At 42.1% G+C, this 17,518-nt stretch carries 21 protein-coding genes; 14 read left to right on the top strand and 7 right to left on the bottom strand.

Going from position 1 to position 17,518, the window contains the following annotated elements; translation table 11 throughout:
• Window positions 1–3 precede the first annotated feature (3 nt).
• Complete coding sequence (locus LZF95_RS10370) at window positions 4–894, bottom strand: dihydrodipicolinate synthase family protein (protein WP_233755029.1); 891 nt, start codon at window positions 892–894, stop codon at window positions 4–6.
• Between the two features lie 131 nt (window positions 895–1,025).
• Between LZF95_RS10370 and LZF95_RS10365 the strand changes: the two genes are divergently transcribed.
• From LZF95_RS10365 to LZF95_RS10350, 4 genes are all read left to right on the top strand, one after another.
• Window positions 1,026–1,892: an AraC family transcriptional regulator gene (locus tag LZF95_RS10365; RefSeq protein WP_233754919.1), complete on the top strand. Its 867-nt coding sequence runs from the start codon at window positions 1,026–1,028 to the stop codon at window positions 1,890–1,892.
• A gap of 210 nt (window positions 1,893–2,102) precedes the next feature.
• Entirely contained in the window at window positions 2,103–2,642 is a 540-nt protein-coding gene (locus LZF95_RS10360; protein ID WP_233754918.1) for a hypothetical protein, read from the top strand.
• A gap of 20 nt (window positions 2,643–2,662) precedes the next feature.
• Window positions 2,663–2,872 carry a hypothetical protein gene (locus tag LZF95_RS10355; RefSeq protein WP_233754917.1) on the top strand — a complete coding sequence of 70 codons (210 nt, stop codon included), beginning with the start codon at window positions 2,663–2,665 and terminating at the stop codon, window positions 2,870–2,872.
• A gap of 170 nt (window positions 2,873–3,042) precedes the next feature.
• Window positions 3,043–4,725 carry a DUF885 family protein gene (locus tag LZF95_RS10350; RefSeq protein ID WP_233754916.1) on the top strand — a complete coding sequence of 561 codons (1,683 nt, stop codon included), beginning with the start codon at window positions 3,043–3,045 and terminating at the stop codon, window positions 4,723–4,725.
• Window positions 4,726–5,019: 294 nt separating this feature from the next.
• Here LZF95_RS10350 and LZF95_RS10345 read toward each other — a convergent pair whose 3' ends face one another.
• The 6 genes from LZF95_RS10345 to gltX form a co-directional block, all read right to left on the bottom strand.
• The gene (locus LZF95_RS10345; RefSeq protein ID WP_233754915.1) at window positions 5,020–5,772 is read right to left on the bottom strand and encodes a Spy/CpxP family protein refolding chaperone; all 753 of its coding nucleotides are present in this window, start codon (window positions 5,770–5,772) and stop codon (window positions 5,020–5,022) included.
• A 13-nt stretch (window positions 5,773–5,785) separates the two neighbouring features.
• The gene (locus tag LZF95_RS10340) at window positions 5,786–6,097 is read right to left on the bottom strand and encodes a hypothetical protein (RefSeq protein ID WP_233754914.1); all 312 of its coding nucleotides are present in this window, start codon (window positions 6,095–6,097) and stop codon (window positions 5,786–5,788) included.
• The gene (locus LZF95_RS10335) at window positions 6,087–6,581 is read right to left on the bottom strand and encodes an RNA polymerase sigma factor (protein WP_233754913.1); all 495 of its coding nucleotides are present in this window, start codon (window positions 6,579–6,581) and stop codon (window positions 6,087–6,089) included. Before LZF95_RS10335 ends, LZF95_RS10340 begins: the two co-directional genes overlap by 11 nt.
• A gap of 99 nt (window positions 6,582–6,680) precedes the next feature.
• Window positions 6,681–7,355, bottom strand: coding sequence for an outer membrane beta-barrel protein (locus tag LZF95_RS10330; RefSeq protein WP_233754912.1), 675 nt, complete (start codon window positions 7,353–7,355; stop codon window positions 6,681–6,683).
• 137 nt (window positions 7,356–7,492) lie between these two features.
• Entirely contained in the window at window positions 7,493–7,696 is a 204-nt protein-coding gene (locus tag LZF95_RS10325; protein WP_233754911.1) for a hypothetical protein, read from the bottom strand.
• Between the two features lie 11 nt (window positions 7,697–7,707).
• Window positions 7,708–9,249 (bottom strand): glutamate--tRNA ligase, encoded by a 1,542-nt coding sequence (gene gltX / locus LZF95_RS10320; protein ID WP_233754910.1) that lies wholly within the window; start codon window positions 9,247–9,249, stop codon window positions 7,708–7,710.
• Window positions 9,250–9,577: 328 nt separating this feature from the next.
• Between gltX and LZF95_RS10315 the strand changes: the two genes are divergently transcribed.
• The 10 genes from LZF95_RS10315 to mfd all read left to right on the top strand — a co-directional run bounded on the left by LZF95_RS10315 (window position 9,578) and on the right by mfd (window position 17,366).
• Window positions 9,578–10,531, top strand: a complete 954-nt coding sequence (locus LZF95_RS10315; RefSeq protein ID WP_233754909.1) for a hypothetical protein — start codon at window positions 9,578–9,580, stop codon at window positions 10,529–10,531.
• Window positions 10,519–10,980: a hypothetical protein gene (locus LZF95_RS10310; protein WP_233754908.1), complete on the top strand. Its 462-nt coding sequence runs from the start codon at window positions 10,519–10,521 to the stop codon at window positions 10,978–10,980. The genes LZF95_RS10315 and LZF95_RS10310 overlap by 13 nt, the downstream gene beginning before the upstream one ends.
• A 26-nt stretch (window positions 10,981–11,006) precedes the next feature.
• Window positions 11,007–11,429, top strand: coding sequence for a hypothetical protein (locus LZF95_RS10305; protein ID WP_233754907.1), 423 nt, complete (start codon window positions 11,007–11,009; stop codon window positions 11,427–11,429).
• A 24-nt stretch (window positions 11,430–11,453) separates the two neighbouring features.
• The gene (locus LZF95_RS10300; protein ID WP_233754906.1) at window positions 11,454–11,909 is read left to right on the top strand and encodes a hypothetical protein; all 456 of its coding nucleotides are present in this window, start codon (window positions 11,454–11,456) and stop codon (window positions 11,907–11,909) included.
• Between the two features lie 31 nt (window positions 11,910–11,940).
• A complete protein-coding gene (locus LZF95_RS10295; protein WP_233754905.1) occupies window positions 11,941–12,372 on the top strand; it encodes a hypothetical protein in 432 nt (143 codons plus the stop codon).
• Between the two features lie 15 nt (window positions 12,373–12,387).
• Window positions 12,388–12,528, top strand: a complete 141-nt coding sequence (locus LZF95_RS10290) for a hypothetical protein (RefSeq protein WP_233754904.1) — start codon at window positions 12,388–12,390, stop codon at window positions 12,526–12,528.
• Between the two features lie 34 nt (window positions 12,529–12,562).
• Window positions 12,563–12,820, top strand: coding sequence for a hypothetical protein (locus LZF95_RS10285; protein WP_233754903.1), 258 nt, complete (start codon window positions 12,563–12,565; stop codon window positions 12,818–12,820).
• 24 nt (window positions 12,821–12,844) lie between these two features.
• Window positions 12,845–13,291: a hypothetical protein gene (locus tag LZF95_RS10280; protein ID WP_233754902.1), complete on the top strand. Its 447-nt coding sequence runs from the start codon at window positions 12,845–12,847 to the stop codon at window positions 13,289–13,291.
• A 19-nt stretch (window positions 13,292–13,310) separates the two neighbouring features.
• Window positions 13,311–13,862, top strand: a complete 552-nt coding sequence (locus tag LZF95_RS10275) for a hypothetical protein (RefSeq protein ID WP_233754901.1) — start codon at window positions 13,311–13,313, stop codon at window positions 13,860–13,862.
• Window positions 13,863–14,012: 150 nt separating this feature from the next.
• Entirely contained in the window at window positions 14,013–17,366 is a 3,354-nt protein-coding gene (gene mfd, locus LZF95_RS10270; RefSeq protein ID WP_233754900.1) for a transcription-repair coupling factor, read from the top strand.
• Window positions 17,367–17,518 lie beyond the last annotated feature (152 nt).

The raw sequence follows: 17,518 nt of genomic DNA, 5'->3' as shown, positions 1-17,518 counted from the left end.
ACTTTATAGCTGTGGCCTCTTGGAAATCCCCTCTGTAATGATTTTTTCAATACGCTCACGCTCTTCTCCGACCAAGGTAAGTCTTGGGGCTCTTACGTGTTCGCTACCTATGCCGCAGTGCTGTTCGGCAAGTTTGATGTATTGGACTAGCTTAGGATGTATATCCAGTTCCAAGAGAGGGAGGAACCAACGATAGATTTTTCTGGCTTCTTCATATTTCCCTTCATTCACCAGGTTGAAGATTGTAACCGTTTCCTTGGGAAAAGCGCAGACCAATCCGGCTACCCAGCCATCAGCGCCCATCACCAACTCCTCCATCGCCAGAGTATCTACCCCACATAGCAATTTAAAGCGGTCTCCGAACCTGTTTCTCATCCTCGTCACATTGGAAATGTCACGGGTAGATTCCTTGATCGCCTGGATATTCTTACATTCAGCCAACTCAGCAAACATATCAATAGTCACCAGGGTTTTATAGTCAACCGGATTATTATAGATCATAATCGGAAGATCAGTGCTGTTTGCTACAGTTTTGAAATATGTCACCACCTCTCTGGCGTCTGCGGCATATCGCATGGGAGGTAGGATCATCAAGCCTGAAGCTCCAAGCTCTTTGGCTTTTGCTGCCCAGAAAAGAGCGTCTTGGGTAGCACCCTCGGCAATATTTAGAATCACCGGGATTTTCCCATTCAGGTACTTAACGGTTTCTCTCGTAAGTTTGATTTTTTCTTCCTGAGATAGTACAGAGCTTTCGCCTAGCGTGCCGCCAAGGATAATCCCATGTACTCCGGATTCCAGTTGGAAGTCAATGTTTTTGAAAAACAGTTCCATGTCCAAACTTCCGTCAGCATGGAATTTAGTCGTTACAGCAGGGAATACACCTTTCCAGTTCATAGCGATTTTTTTCTTCAAAATTAGTTGATGCTTCATCAGTATTAAAGTTGTTCTTTAGTAAATAATGACTCTATTTTGATCAAAAAATCAATGGAATTCATTTATTTTAACAATTCAAGCCAATTGCATCTATGAGTAAAGTAATTGCATTTCAAATTCCAAAGTCTGAGAAATCGTTCATTCAATTTCAAGAGGATCGAGGAAAGCACTTTTATGACAGCCTCCATCAGCATCCGCAGGCTCAACTGACGCTTATTTTGGAAGGAAGGGGGCAACTTCTGGTAGGGGACTATGTGGGGCGGTTTGATGCGGGAGACCTGTATTTATTGCCAGAGAGTATTCCGCATGTGTTCCGCAGTGACGTGGATTATTATCAGGAAGAAAGTGAGCTTAGAATCGCCGGAAACACGATTTTTTTCGATTTTAAGGCAATGAGGAAGGCTTTTTTGGAAGTTGAAGACTTTCAGGAACTTGCCCAATTAAAAGATAAAATCATAGGTTGCTATGAAATTACGGGGCGAGTAAGGAAAGAAATTGCAAGGGTAATGTCGTGTTTCGGAGAATTTTCCGGTATCGCCCGACTGCGGGAATGCTTTCATATTTTGTCTCTTTTGGATTTCAATTCCGCAGATATAACCCTGTTGAACAAGGTTCCTGTACCGCGTATGATGACTGAGCGGGATGGGCGGAGAATGGATCAGGTAATGAGATTTATCTTAGAAAACAGTGGAAGGCAAATTACATTGGAGGAAGTTGCAGATCAGGCCAACATGAGTAAAGAGGCTTTCTGTAGGTTTTTTAAATTACGCACACGGAAGACCTTGACACAATACGTCCAGCAGCTTAGGGTCACTGAGGCTAAAAAATTGCTCTTAGAGACGGATTTGAGTATAGCTCAGGTTTCTTATCAGGTAGGATTTCAGACGCTTTCTCATTTCAACAAAACATTTAAAAATCTTACGGATATGACCCCTAAAGATTGGCGAAGGTTAGAATAGTTAATGTTTCATAAGCTAACTGGGCATATATATCCCCGAAATCGGGTGTTTCCCGCTTAAAGTCTATCTGAATTTGTATCTCAACTTAGGGTTGGAATATCCCTAAACTAAATGCATACAGGCATCTAAGTGAGTTATTATATAGGTTCAACATGGGTGATTTGTATTCAGGCATCGGGTTTGGGCTCATAGCCGGAAAACAAATCAGCTATGAAAAAATTACTAGCATCACTTATTTTAATGGCATTTGCTTGTGCGGCTTATGCACAGACACAGCCTACCCGTAATTTAGAAGAAATCAGTGAAGATAATTCCTGGCTGAAGCTAGGTCTGAACTTGGGAGTGCCCGTAGGGGATATAGGTGATTATTCTTCATTTGCTTTGGGGTTGGACGTTGCAGGCCAATTCATGAGAACAGACAATTTCGGGCTTGGTGTGGTATCTGGATATACCAACTATTTTAAAAAATCAGATATGCCAGGAACTCAGAATTTTGGGGCAATACCTTTAGGGCTTATGTTTAGATACTATCCGCAGCCCTCAGGAATCTTCGTGGGAACTGATGTCGGATACACGTTTTTGACGGGTGATGTAGGTGGTGATGGAGGATTATATATCCGTCCGCAAGTTGGATATCACAATTATGACTGGAATATTTTCGCTTTTTACAATCAAGTGTTTGGCTCAGACAATGCCATGGATATCCAGTCAATTGGAGTTGCTGCGACTTATAATATTAGGTTCAAATAAAAATCATAAACGATAGGATCATGAAAAATCAATTGAGAAAGTACTCGGAGCGAGTAGTGTTAGTGTTATTATCGCTGATTTCCACAGTAGGGGTTTATGCTCAGGATGGAGGTTTGGATATCGACATTGACCTTGGAAAACCTGAATGGTATGAGCAACCTTGGGTATGGGTTGTAGGGGGAGCTGTATTTATTTTGATTTTAGTTGCGCTGTTGAGGAAGAAAAGATAAAATATGGGGTTTTGTTATGAGAAAAGGCCACTTCCTATGAGGTGGCCTTTTTCTATGTGGTGCTGAAACCATACACAATAAATTTGCACTGCTTCATAGATATCTTAGTGAAAGTTTTCCAGAGAATGGCTATTATGGCTTAAGTTCCACGTTCAGACCCACGCCGTTTTATGAAAAGACCATTCCTTTTGTTTTTGATTCTTTTTACCGTCCAGCAGCTTTTTGCCACAGAGCTAGTTCAGACTATCCAGACCTATCAGGCCGATTTCGGTGCTTTGAGAAGACTATATTCCAATCCATATTCTGAGGAGTATTTTTCGAGAATTGAAAGGTTAAACCGAGGATACCTGACCAGTCTGGATAAGCTTGATTACGATTTTCTCTCCGAGGATGGCAAAATAGACTATGTGCTTTTCCGGAATTACTTGGAAAAAGGACTGGCTGAGTTGGATATAGAAAAGGCTTCCTTTGATGAAATAGCTGGTGTACTGGCTTTTGCAAAACCTCTGGAGGAGTTTTATCAAGGTAGGCGCAGAGCTAGAAAGCCAGATCCTCAGCAGCTGGCTGCTTTATGGAATGAAGTGGCAAAGCAGGTAAATGCTCAACTTAAAAATCTGTCTTCCACTCCAAAATACAACAGTTGGCAGAAAGCTGATCTTGCCGCTCGTGCAGTGGAATCCATGTCCAAGGTCACTGGGGAAGCTTATGGCTATTATTTCGACTATGACCCCATGTTTACCTGGTGGATGCCCGAGCCTTGGAAAAAGCTTGACGAAAGCATGATGTCTTATGCCAAAGCTTTGCGGGAGCATTATACCAATTCAGTGAAAGATGACGGCAGCGGGATTATTGGAAGGCCTATAGGTAGGGGAGCATTGGAGAAGCAGTTAGCCTTCGAAATGATCGCCTACAGTCCAGAGGAACTGATCGCTGAGGCGGAGAAGCAATTTGCCTGGTGCGAGAAGGAGATGCTCAAAGCATCCAATGAATTGGGGTTTGGGGACGATTGGAAAGCGGCTTTGGAAATGGTAAAAGAATCCTATCTCCCGGCGGGCGAGTGGCCTGCAGAAGTGATCCGGTTGGCGGAAGAGGCTACTGACTATGTAGAATCAAATGATCTGATCACGGTACCTCATCTGGCAAAAGAGTCCTGGCGGACGGTCATGATCTCGGCTGAACGCCAGCGGGTAAGTCCATTTTTCTTGGGTGGAGAATCCATACAGATTTCTTACCCCACCTCCGAAATGAGCCATGAGGATAAGATGATGAGTATGCGTGGAAACAATCCGCATTTTTCACGGGCGACTGTTCACCATGAGCTGATACCGGGGCATCATCTACAGCAGTTCATGAACCAGCGAAACATGACTCACAGACGTATGTTTGGAACTCCCTTTTGGACAGAGGGCTGGGCGCTGTACTGGGAGTTTATACTTTGGGACAAGGATTTTCCAAGAGATGCAAAAGACAAGGTGGGGATGCTGTTCTGGAGGATGCACCGCTGTGCACGCATCATCTTCTCTCTTAATTACCATTTGGAAAAGATGACACCACAAGAATGTATTGATCTATTGGTGGATAAGGTAGGTCACGAACGTGCCAATGCTGAAGCTGAGGTGCGGAGGTCTTTTGAGGGCGGATATGGGCCTCTGTATCAAATAGCCTATATGATCGGTGCCTTGGAATTCTATGCGTTAAGGGATGAGGTGGTGAATTCTGGAAAGATGTCCGAGAAAGAATATCACGATCTGGTCATGAGTCAGAACGCTATGCCTGTGGAAATACTTAGGGCAAAGGTCACAGGTCAGGCATTGAAAAAAGACCATAAGGCAAGTTGGCGGTTTTTGGATTAGATAACTTTCTAGCAAGCAGGGAGTTTAGAATAATTACTAAAAGACATATTGCAAAAATCATTAAAAAAGCAGAGCAACTCTAAGTTCAGCCCTTACCTTGCAGGGGTGTTCTGAATTCTCAGATCAATCCATTCGTGAGTTGCCTGAAGGAAATTGTAGAATCGTTTATAGTGTTGAGAAGGAAGTTGTCTTTATTGAAGGTACTCATCATTCAGCCAAGTTACTGAACCGGATATAAACATCAAAAGGAGTCCGAAAACCAGACTCCTTTTTTCATATATAAAACCATTGCTGTTACTTTTTAGCCCCTTTGAGCTTGACGATAATTACGCCATTTTTGCCTTTTTCTCCATATTTTTTGACAGCAGAATCGTCTTTCAACACATTGATACTTTCGATGTCATCTGGGTTAATGTCCTGTAATCCCTCCACTTGTTTGATGCCATCTGTGCTTTCAATCATATATAATGGAGCATTTTCTTGACCTGTACCGACTACTTGCACAGCTACTTTCGTATTAGGAAAGGAGCCTCCTTTTGCTACCCGTACATTCGGATAGCCTGTCACAGTCCCTGTAGGGCTCAGTGATTTTACTCCATAGCCGGAAATATTTACACCATTTACCGTTTGCACCCGTTGAGCTTGCAGAATCTCCTGCTGCTCCGTATTAAGTTCATTTTTGATGGACACCATGGTGCTCAGCTGTTGTTTTTTCAGGGAGTTCTCCAGTGCCAGCACTTTGTCCATTTGCTTTTGAACTGCCACCTCATCAATTTTTGATTGATCCAGCAGTGCTTTAAGCTTTTTGGTCTCATCATCCAGGTCCCACTTCATGGTACTGAATTTACCTGCGTTTTCACTGTGGATTTTCTTGATTTTAGTGGCTTGAGCCTCACTGAGATCAAGTTCGTTTCTGAGTTCCATTACCCTATCTGCGGAATAGAGGTTCTTTTGGAAAAGATCTTGATTCTGGCCCACAGTAGTTACCAGTTGTCCGTTGGCAACGGTGGCGCTGAGAGCCAAAAAGAGAATAAGGATGTATTTCATGATGAATTTCGGTTTAATATTCTGTCAATAAAGAAGCAGTGGGCGACTCCCATGTATCAAGGAATGTGCTCTCTTCAATGGTGAAATGTTGATTATGGTTCTCATCTTCATGAAGGGTAATAATCACAACTTCAGGGGCAGGTCTTTCGACAGGTGTTGCCTTTTGGATAAATAGAAATGCAAAGATCATGGATGCAGCAATCCCTGCTGGAATCCAAAATCCAAACTTCCGTGTTTTGACTTCAGGAAAAGCTGGGATTTCTAGGTGCTCATCCTGCTTTTTCATCTGGTCAAAAAACCGCTCTAATTGTTCGTTATTTTCCATATTCCTCTTGGATTTGAACCTTCGTGATTAGTTCTTTGAGTTTCTTTTTCCCGCGACCATAATGTGTTCTTGCGGTCCCTAGGCCGATCTGAAGGATTTCGGCACTTTGGGCTATGGTCATCTGGTGATAAAACACCATTAGGATCACTTCCCGTTGCATCTCTGGAAGACGCTTGATCAACCCCTCATAGTCCGTCGCATCAATTTCTTCATGAATCTCTTCAGGATCATAGGATTCAGTCAGCGGTACCGTTTTCCCTGATCTTCGCAGTTCGTCGATCGCCGTATATCTGATGATAGAGAAGAGCCAGGTTTTCGCCTTCGTCGCATCTTTGAGTCTGGCCTGACCTTCCAATATCTTCAGGTACACTTGCTGCAGCACATCCTTTGCCAGTTCATCCTCAAAAGAGCAACATTGCCTGGCCCAGAGGTATGCATCCCGGTGGTGGGCTTTAAGGATATGGTCAAGCTGGCTGCGATTCATTTACATCCTTTAGTCGGAGAATGAATCCAATATATGACAAAGGAGTTTAAAAAGTTTTAAAGTGGTAAGGTTGGAAAGTTTACAAACCTTACCACTTCTTTACTTTACAACTTTTGAACTCTTGGATTCTTTAATTCTAAAAAGATATGCTAAGGTGAATTCTAAATTAGTCGAGCTCATGTCAAAAATGCGTTCTTGCCCTTCTGGATTGGTGAAGTCATATGAGAACCGCACTTCTCCGGCTACCGTGCTTTTGCCGAAAAGTTTTGAGATTCCCGCTCCTGCGGTGAGACCATACATGATTTTTCGTGGCTTGTCCTCAGAGCCGCCATAGGTAGGGATTTCCGGTGGTGTGGTATCTGAGTATTCACGCGTAATATCCTTGGCTTGGAGTAGATAACCCAGATGAGGGCCTAGTTTGATCTGGAATCTTCCAGATCTCCCCAAGAAAAAGCTGGATAGCATGGGGATTTTCAGGTAGTCAAACTGGGTCTCGTTGGTTCTGAGAGGTTCGGAGCCCTCTTCACTCTGGGCAAAACCCATTCTGAGCAATTGTAGGTTGACCTCTATTCCGGCATTTTTAGCATTGAAATGCTCAAAAACCAGAGCGAAAGTCGTAGCGTCTATGCCATCAACAGAAGTGGCCCGGGTGCTGGGGGTAGGACGGTAAGAATAGGTAGAAGTGGAATAGCCGCCTCTGATCCCCACACTGGTCTGAGCAAGTGCGGACAGAGACACCAAAATGAAAATGCCCGAAAGCAAAATTCTGTTCATATCCAAAAGTAAGTATTTATCGATTTTGTCAGGTGATATTTGATAATTTCTCAGAAGCTTTGCCGGCCAATTGGGGCTGTGTAATGATTAAGAGCTCCACTTGGGAGCTCTTAGGCGAGTTAGTAAAACTTTCAGGGTTAGGACTTTTTGCCTTTATCTTCAGGTTTGAGATCATCCCTGTCCTTGAGTTTTTTATCTTCTACATTTTTATTGAGAAACTCGTTGATTTTATCAATAGAAAAGGAAGAAGAGATCTCGCCAAAGGAATTGATGTCCATTTTGAATCCACTAAGATCTTCGTGGACTTTAGGGTCTTCGTTTTTCTTTTTCTTTTTAGTCATAGCGTAAGTTATTAGCCTATTACTTCCAACGTTGCTAACGCAAAACGGATGCGTTTGGCTACTTCTTCCGAACCTAAAATAGCAAAAATCCGCATCAAATCCGGTCCGGCACCTACACCGGTTACCGCCAGGCGAACTGCCTGCATGGCTTTGCCCAACTTGATTTCTTTTGCCTCTGCGGCTTCTCCTAGCATATTCTTGGCAGTATCTGCGTCAAATAAGGTTCCATTGAATGCTTCCAGGTTTTCCGCATAAGCAGTCAGGAGGGTTACTGCATCAGGGTTCCATTTTTTGGAGGCTATATCCTGATCAAATTCTTTAGGAGCAATGACCATAAACTTGGCACCCTGCCATATTTCGGCCGGGAAAATGACCCGATCTTTCATTAAGGCAGCAATAGCCTCCGCTGTTTCAGGTAAGATAGTTACATTTTCTGCAGCTGCATCAGCGATCACATAGGTAGCAAGTTCAGCAGTTGATTTTCTACGCAGGTATTGCTCATTGAACCATTTCGCTTTTGCAATATCAAACTTGGTTCCTGCTTTTCCGATCCGCTCTACAGAGAAGGCTTGGATCAATTCCTCCAAAGAGAATATCTCCCGGTCATCTCCAGGGTTCCAACCCAGGAATGCCAAGAAATTCAAAAATGCATCCGGTAAATAGCCTTGCTCACGGAATCCGGCCGCTGTTTCGCCATTTTCAGCATTTGCCCAGTCCAACGGGAATACCGGAAATCCCAATTTGTCACCGTCACGCTTGGAAAGCTTTCCGTTTCCGTCTGGTTTAAGCAATAGAGGTAAATGCGCAAATTCAGGCATGGTATCTTCCCAGCCAAAGAACTTGTATAGCAATACATGTAAAGGTGCCGAAGGAAGCCATTCCTCTCCACGGATCACGTGGGTGATGTTCATCAAGTGGTCATCTACGATATTTGCCAAGTGATAGGTAGGCATGCCATCGGACTTCATCAGTACCTTATCATCCAGTGTAGAGGAGTGGACCATCACCCAGCCACGGATCATGTCATTGAGACGAACCTCTTCCTTGCGCGGAATCTTCACCCGGATCACATAGGGCTCACCAGATTCCAGTCTTGCCTTCACTTCATCTTCTGGAAGGGTCAGCGAGTTTTTCATCTGCGTTCTGGTGATACTATTGTATTGTGGCTGGACTACACGTGCTGCCGTCAGCCGCACACGCATGGCTTCCAGTTCCTCAGAAGTATCAAAAGCATAATAAGCATGCCCGGCTTCCACCAGATCCAGTGCATACTGCATGTAGCTGGCCTTGCGCTCAGACTGTCTGTAAGGGGCACAATCACCCGGGTTCCAGGGGCTCTCGTCCGGAGAAATACCCAGCCACTCCAAGGATTCCTTAATATACTCCTCTGCGCCCGGCACAAAACGGGTTTGATCCGTATCCTCTATTCTTAAAAGGAATTTTCCGCCCATTTTTCGGGCAAAAAGGTAATTGTAAAGCGCTGTGCGTACACCGCCTATATGTAAAGGCCCCGTGGGTGACGGAGCGAATCTTACTCGAACTTCTCTACTCATGGATTTCTATGTCAACACCCTCTTCAGTATCGGGGAGGGATTGTTTTGATTTAATGATCGGGGGTCAAAGATAAGGAAATGTGGTGGAAGGAGATGGGTGAAGAAAACAAGAAGTTGGTTTACTTCATAATTTTTACAGATGAGTTAAAAAACATAAATTTTATTCGAAAATATTGGATTTTAACCATTCAATTCAGAAATTAATAGAGGTTTTAACAAGTCAACTTCCGAACCGAATCCCAGGAATTGATCCTACCATTTTTCGAAAAGGAACCTGATAGGATTCCGTATTGATCAGGGGGTGAGGGTATCCACCAGAGAATTTTCTATGCCGGTCGCAGGTGCAAAGACTAGGGGAAGTGAAGGTTTTGCCTATGCATTTGTCTGTACCGAGACCATCTACGATTGGTATCAAGTCACATCAGCCGGAGGACAGACATCTGTGACTAAGCTAAGTTCCACTATGTCCAGGGATTGTGGCTGGCAGGATGTAGGCGGCGGAGGCAGTGGAGGGTATTATGGTGGAGGAACCAGTGGTGGTGGAGGGGGTGGATCTGGCCCAGGGGGCACACCTTATACTCCACCTGCCGTTCCGGCTCCAAACCTTAAAATAGAGATTGATTTCACCGTTCAAAAACATCCTAGGGTAAACTGCATAATGGGAAAACTTCAAATGTCGGATTTTGTACGGGGTATTGCTACTTTTGTGAAGACAGGGGATTTGACAAGAAATTCTGTGTTGAAGCTGGGGACCTTGCCTGTGAATATCAATGGACAAGCACAGAAGTCAGGTTCAATAATAACAATTACAATTAATAGAAATAATTTATTAGGACGAAGTGATCTTATGGTAGCAAAGACTGTTATTCATGAACTAGTTCACGCCGAGATCATGGCTGCACTTTCTTCTAAGGGCATTACGAATTTGGATAAGGACTTTGGAAAGAATTTTGACTTGTACGTTAAGACTTTCATAGGAGAGAATAATTCCCACCATAATTATATGGCAGATAATCTTTCATCTTTAATGGGTAAAGCTCTTATGGATCTTCATAAGGACCAATTTGTAGAAGATTATAATAAATTTAAAAAGTACCTTAATAAGTCTGAAATCCCTCAATCGTTTTATAATAACTTATTTTGGGAAGGATTAAAGGAAACACGAGCATACGCAATAAAAAAAGCAGCTTCAAACGGTATAATTGGAGGTTCCCCAATAGAAAATATTGATAGAGATATAAAAAATGCAATTGAATTAATGACAAAGCCATGTGGACAATAGTTTTTGTTTTAATGCAATTTTCGGTTAGTCTTAGTAAGGTAGATACAAGTGTTTATATCATTATTGATGACTACACAAATTGGGAAGAAAATAGTGATCCAAAATTGGATTCGGATTTTTTTTACCTTTCAAACGAAAAGGTTTGCTGTGTACCTCCTTACTATTTCTCGCCTTATGATAGCGATACACTGGCAAAAGTGAGTTTATTCCATGGCAGCTTAGATCCAGACGTGATTTTATCAAAAACTGTCACGTGGGGAAGTGTTATAAACTCTTCACCTTTGTATTCTTCCAAATTAAATTATCAGGATTGGGTTAGGATAGAATCTTCTAGAGAAGATGTTTATATCATACATCCTAAGGATATATGTAGAAACAAAGGGTTTTCTGATAGAAGCAAAGTTGAAGTTTATGGCGTGAATATCCATGCAATACAAATTATAGAGTAATCTCGTGTCAAGAACACTACAAAACCATGTGGAAATTAATTTTATTCATGCCGCTATGGTTTCTACCTCAATTACCTACTTCTGATTATGTAGTGTTGATTATAAATGATTGCCAGCTTGCCGAAGCAGTAGAGAGAGGTGAAAATTCAAAAAGATTCTTTATTGCGCTGCATTATAAAGATGATAGAGGTTTGGTTACTCTTGGTCATAACTATATATATCCTGAAGATAAGCCGTCCACCATGACTATGAGCTATCCCGAAATACTGCAGAGTAATCCGATATTTACTTCAGATGTCAATGATCTATTATCATGGGCAAAACTGTCAATAAATAAAAGAAAGATATTTATTCTTCTCTCAAGTGACTATTGCTCCGGAAAGCGTTTTGTGTCAAATCAATCATTTATGCTATATGAAGTAAAGATTGGACTAGAGCTTAAAGAGTAATGTTTGGAAAATATCAAATAAGTTGTGACTCGAATTTCCATATTATTGCTTGCCTTACTCATTTCCTCATGTAGTTTCAGTAGAAACAAGAAAGTGGGTGAAAGTGTGAAAGTATCAGATCATCGATTAAACGAAGTTTATATTGTATTTAACCGATTTCAAGAGGATACGGAGTTCATTGATAGATCTACCCCCGAAAAGGAAAGTTTTCAATATTTAAGGGAGGGCTTTGATGATCTTAATTTGTATATCAGTGTGTTCCATAGTTTAGATCAAACGAGGAATAAAATTAGTAGGAGAAACTTAGATAAGGATACAGTGTGGTTTGATTCCGAGATGGAATACGCCGATTGGTTTAACCTAAACTTTGAAAACTATTATATAATTTTTCAAGATGAGTACTTAGTGAAAGGTTCATTGGATCCAGACCATGAGTTTGATGTTTATGAGGTGGGAATAAGTACTGGTGGGATAGAATGATCTTGCGATATAGGTGTAAAGCTGTGCAGATATGATATGCAAATTAATTTTATTCATGCCGCTCTGGTTTCTACCTCAATTACCTACTTCTGATTATTTAGTATTGATCGTAGATGATTGTCAACTTGCTAGGCATATGGAGACAGGGAATATTCCCGAGCAGGTTCTTATTGCTTTAAATTATAATGATAATAGGAAAATAGTTTCCCTCAGTAATACCTATGTATATCCTGAAGACAGACTCTCCACCATGAGCATGAAGTTTTCTGAAATATTAGAAAGCAACCCCAGCTATACATCTGATTTAAAAAGTTTTGATGCTTGGGTGGATTTTGCATATAGAAGAGATAAGAAAAAGATATTTATTCTTATTCCAAGAGATTACTGCTCAGGAAAGCGCTTTGTGTCTGACCAATCATTTACATTATATGAAGTGCGTGTGGCATTGACCCATGATGAATAATCTAGTGAAATAACCATGTGGAAATTAATATTGCTTATACCACTGTGGTTTCTACCTCAATCACCTACTTCTGATTATGTAGTGTTGATCGTGGATGATTGTCAGCTTGCCAAGTATGTAGAGAGGGGTGAGAATCCAGAGCGGTTTTTTTATTAGGCTAGATTATAAAGATAATAGGCGATTGATTTTGGTGGGACATGATTATATAGATCCGAATGATAAGTCATCCACGATGATTATGGGTTTTGCTGAAATACAGCAAAGAGACCCCTTATATACCTCTGACCTAAAGACTTTCGAAGCTTTGGTAGATCAGATAGCCTATAAAAAAGATGAAAATAAGATTTTTATCCTCCTTTCCAAAGACTATTGCTCTGGAAATCGGTTTCTATCAAATCAGCAATTTACACTTTATGAAGTAAATGTTCTTTTACAAAATGATGAGTGATATATCTAAAACCCTTACTAACCTATGATTCGATTCTATTTAGTATTGCTTGTTTCATTTCTCTATTGTAGTAATGACGTAATAATTAATGTCAATGAGGAGGTGTCAGGTCAATTAACGGAAGAGCTTTACGTGATCTATAATCGTAATCATATAGATACTGAATTTGTAGATCGTTCAACAGATTCAATAGAAAGCTTTATTTATAAAAGAGAGGGTTTTTACGATCCAAATCTTTTTATTAATATATATCATGACTTGGATGAAATTAAGTTTAAAATTAATCAAAAGGAATTAGCGAAAAAGGAGGTTTGGTTTGATTCAGAGATGGAATATGGAGATTGGTTTGAACTTAATTTTGACAAGTATTATGTTATTTTTGAAGATGAGTATTTGGTGAAAGGGTCTCTTGATCCAGAACATGAATTTGAAGTATATGAGGTTGGGATAAGAACAGGTGGAATAGAATGATTACGAATAAGTTGATTATATGTCTAATGTTTCAGCGATAAGTGCAGTGGTTTTTCTTCTTGTTTCTACCTTGTTTTCGAGAGTAGAAAAAGAGAAGGTTTTCGTTGTCATCGATGATTGTCAACAGTGGGAGAAGCATAGGCCTATCGACGAGCAGTACTTCTCCATAACTACTAATAAAGTATGTTGTGTTCCACCATTTTATTCTCATGAGGGCAAGGATTCGTTGGCTTCAGTTCATCTCTTTAATGGCGATATAGATTTAAATCCCCCTGATAAATTAGAAATCATATACGCTGAACTTTTGAATTCAGGGGTTAGGTTCTCATCTGAAATGAGTTTTGAAGAATGGGGGGCACTTAACTTAGCTGAGAAGGATGTATATATTTTGCTTCCGGATGATTTTTGCTCAACAAAACGATTTATCTATGATGTAGTGTTCACTGTCTATAGAGCGAAGCTTCGGACGGAAAGTTATTATACTCATCAAGATCTACTTCCACCCGAAGGGGATCCTATGCGTTTTTTCCCTAAAGATACAATTCGGAGAAATAGGACCTCCGACAATTGAGGGGGTACCTTTTCTGATATCAAGACATTCATCCTGAACTCTTACCCCTCTCCCGTGTTTATTAGCAGGGAAAAGCCGCAGGAACCAGGATTTGGAATTCATAAAGCGTTAACTTTGCCCCACCAACCTAAGTACTAAAACCACACGCTTTTGGATCGCAAGGACTTTCTTTCCATTTATCAATCAGACGCCATTTTTCAGACTTTTGCACATGATATCTCTCATGGCGAAAAGCTCACTTACCAGCTGAGGGGGCTCTCAGGGAGTTTGGATATGGTCTTGTTTTCAGCTTTTTTTGAGGCTAAGGGTGGATTTCACCTCATCGTGGCCCAGGACAAAGAGGAGGCTGCTTACCTTAATTCTGATCTTCAAAACCTGCTGGACACAGCCGATCACATGGTCTTCCCATCCAGCTTCAAGCGGGCCTATCAGTATGAGGAGATCGACAACGCCAATGTCCTGATGAGATCGGAAATCCTCAATCTTGTGCTGGAGGAGAAAGGCAAATCCCGCATAATCATTACCTATCCTGAGGCCATTTACGAGCGGGTGATCAATAAGCGATCCCTGCAGGAAAACACTTTTTCGGCCAAAGTAGGGGAGCAGGTGGACATGGAGTTTGTATCCGAAGTATTGGCCAGCTATGATTTTGAGCGGACAGAGTTTGTCTATGAACCTGGTCAGTTTGCCATCCGTGGTGGGATATTGGACGTTTTTTCTTTCTCAAATGAGCATCCTTACAGACTTGAGCTTTTTGGAAAAGAAATAGAAAGCATTCGGACGTTTGACCCGGAAACACAACTTTCCATAGCCAGCGTAGATCAAATAGCCTTGATTCCCAATGTGCAGACCAAGCTTTTGCAAGAGGTTCGGCAGTCATTTTTGGGATTTTTGCCTTCACAGACTATCGTGTGGATCAAAGATTATCAGCTGACGTTGGATGTAATGGATGAGTGCTTCCACAAGGCTTCTCTGGCCTTTGATCAGATCGTCCAAAAGACCAATAACACCAAGACAGTCCTCAGTCCAGGGGATTTATTTGACAAAGGAGCTGACTTTGCCTCACTTTCTTCCAGCTTTAGCAGAGTGGAATTTGGAAAGCAGTTCTACCTGAAAAATGCCAAACAGTCGACATGGGAATCCCAGCCCCAGGCTTCTTTCAATAAGAATTTTGATTTATTAGTTACGCAGCTTTCTGAGAATGAAAAGAAAGGATTTGTGAATATACTGACTGCGGAAAATGACAAGCAAATTGACAGGTTGCTGGGGATATTCAGAGAATTGGATCCTACACTTCAGGTTCAATCCATGCTATTGGGTCTGCGGGAAGGTTTTGAAGACAGGCAATCCAAAATCGCCTGCTTTACTGATCATCAGCTATTTGAGCGTTTCCATCGCTACAAGACCCGGGATAAGGCCAGTAAATCCAAAGCACTGACAATAAAAGAACTGAAAGCACTTCATCCGGGGGATTACATAGTCCATGTGGATTATGGGGTAGGGCGCTTTGCGGGTTTGGAAAAAGTAGATGTGGCCGGCAAAATGCAGGAGGCTGTTCGTCTGATTTTCAGGGATGATGATTTGCTCTACGTGAATATTCACTCGCTGCACAAAATCTCCAAGTTTTCGGGACAAGAAGGTACTGTGCCTTCCATGTCCAAGCTGGGTTCTCCTGATTGGGAAAACAAGAAGTCCCGGGCAAAGAAGCAGGTTAAGGACATTGCCAAAGATTTGATTGCACTCTATGCCAAGCGAAGATCGGCCAAGGGTTTTGCCTTCAATCCAGATTCTGTTTTGCAGATTGAGCTGGAGTCATCTTTTATCTATGAAGATACGCCGGATCAGGCCGTTGCTACGCAGGACGTGAAGTCCGATATGGAGAAGTCCTATCCCATGGACAGGCTGGTGTGTGGAGATGTTGGGTTTGGCAAGACAGAAGTGGCTATCCGGGCGGCGTTTAAAGCGGTAAATGATAGGAAACAGGTTGCCATTTTGGTTCCGACGACCATACTGGCCATGCAGCACTACCAGACCTTCAGTGAGCGGCTGGAAAATTTTCCCGTAAAAATCGAGTACATCAACCGCTTCCGTACTGCCAAAGAGATCAAGGAAATCATCTCTCAGGTGAAAACCGGAGAGATAGATATACTCGTAGGTACTCATAGAATCGTTAATAAGGATATTGAGTTTAAGGATTTGGGGCTGTTGGTGATAGATGAGGAGCAGAAGTTTGGTGTAAAGGTGAAGGATCAGCTAAAGAATCTGCGTTTGAACGTGGATGTGTTGACTTTAACAGCAACACCGATTCCCAGAACTTTGCACTTTTCCCTCATGGGGGCGAGGGATTTGTCTGTGATCGCCACTCCTCCGCCAAACCGGCAACCGGTGACCACTGAGGTGCAGACCTTCCAGGAAGAGGTGATCCGGGATGCGGTTTCCTACGAATTGAGAAGAGGTGGACAGGTGTTTTTCGTTCATAACCGGGTAGGTGAGATAGATTCCATTGCCAATTTGATCATGAAATTGGTTCCTGATGCCCGGGTAGTGGGTGCCCATGGTCAGATGGATGGAAAAAAACTGGAAAAAGTCATGGTGGATTTTATCCACCACGAATACGACGTGCTCGTTTCCACTAATATCATAGAGTCTGGGCTTGATATTCCAAATGCCAATACGATTATCATCAACCGGGCCCACATGTTTGGCATGAGTGATCTGCACCAGATGCGCGGACGGGTGGGGAGAAGCAACAAGAAGGCCTTTTGCTACTTGCTGACCCAGCCTATGTCAGGGTTGACAGCAGAAGCAAGAAAGCGCATGCAGACCCTTGAAGAGTTCTCTGACCTGGGAGACGGGTTCAAAGTGGCCATGAAAGATCTGGATATCCGCGGGGCAGGCAATCTTCTGGGAGCCGAACAGAGTGGTTTCATCAGTGATTTGGGATTTGAGATGTATCACAAAATATTGGATGAGGCTGTTCAGGAATTGAAGGAAAATGAGTTTGCGGCTTTATTTGAGACAGACTTGGCAGAGAAGGTCAAAGTTTTGGTTCAGGATTGCACCATTGAGACTGATCTGGAGCTACTTATTCCGGAGGAATATGTCGCCAATATCTCCGAACGGTTGGGGCTTTATTCCAAGCTGGATGCCATCAAGGACGAGGAGGAACTGACAAAGTTTTCAATAAGTCTCAAAGATCGCTTTGGGCCACTTCCAGAGACGGTAATAGATTTAATGGAAACAGTGCGTTTGCGATGGAAAGCCGAAAAGCTTGGAATAGAGAAGCTTGTGCTGAAAGGTGGAGCCATGAAGTGCCATTTATTGCCCTCGACGCGGGATGATTATTATTCCTCGGATATTTTCCAAAAAATTATGCGTTTTGCACAGATGAACAGTAAGCTTTGCAAAATAAAAGAGTACAAGAATCGTTTGATTCTTACATTATCCAATGTTTCTACCATTTCCAAGGCGCAGGTAAAGCTAAAAGAGATGTCAGAGTCATAATTATGTAATAATTTAATGGCATTAAAATTGCAGATTTGCCTACCGATTTTGTTGATTTTCTGGGATTTTGAACGTTTTTTGTCAAATGGATTCCGAGGACTTCATCATAAATCATTGCAAGTGCTCTACATTGCATTTATATTAGCACACTG

This window comes from Algoriphagus sp. AGSA1 (genome assembly GCF_021390545.1).
Lineage (GTDB): Bacteria > Bacteroidota > Bacteroidia > Cytophagales > Cyclobacteriaceae > Algoriphagus.
This window is presented reverse-complemented; position numbering and strand designations above follow the sequence as displayed.